This is a genomic window from Paraburkholderia sp. EG304 (assembly GCF_046543485.1).
In the GTDB taxonomy this organism is placed as follows: Bacteria; Pseudomonadota; Gammaproteobacteria; order Burkholderiales; family Burkholderiaceae; genus Paraburkholderia; species Paraburkholderia youngii.
Genome location: NZ_JBKGUA010000473.1, coordinates 1 through 255, shown reverse-complemented (window position 1 = coordinate 255; position 255 = coordinate 1). Strand labels below are relative to the sequence as shown.

Below are 255 nucleotides of genomic sequence, written 5' to 3'. Positions count from 1 at the left end.
CCGTCGCGAGCAGCGATGTGGCAGTGCCGTCGGCACAGGCACCGGCATTTGTGCCGGTGCCGCTCGACACGATGAACGTTCGTCCGGCCGAGATCCGCGTCGAGGTGCGTCGCGCGAACCAGTCGATAACGATTAGCTCGCCGATATCAGAGGCAGCACAATGCGCCGCCTGGCTGCGTGAGTGGCTCGCATGATCCGCATTGATCAGGTGTGGCTGGCGGTCGAGCCGCTGGACATGCGGGCCGGCTTCGATAC

At 65.1% G+C, this 255-nt stretch carries 1 protein-coding gene; it reads right to left on the bottom strand.

Annotation, left to right across the window (positions count from 1 at the left end):
- The coding region (locus tag ACLFKU_RS44800; RefSeq protein WP_410853527.1) for a hypothetical protein at positions 1 to 255 on the bottom strand (255 nt) is incomplete at both ends.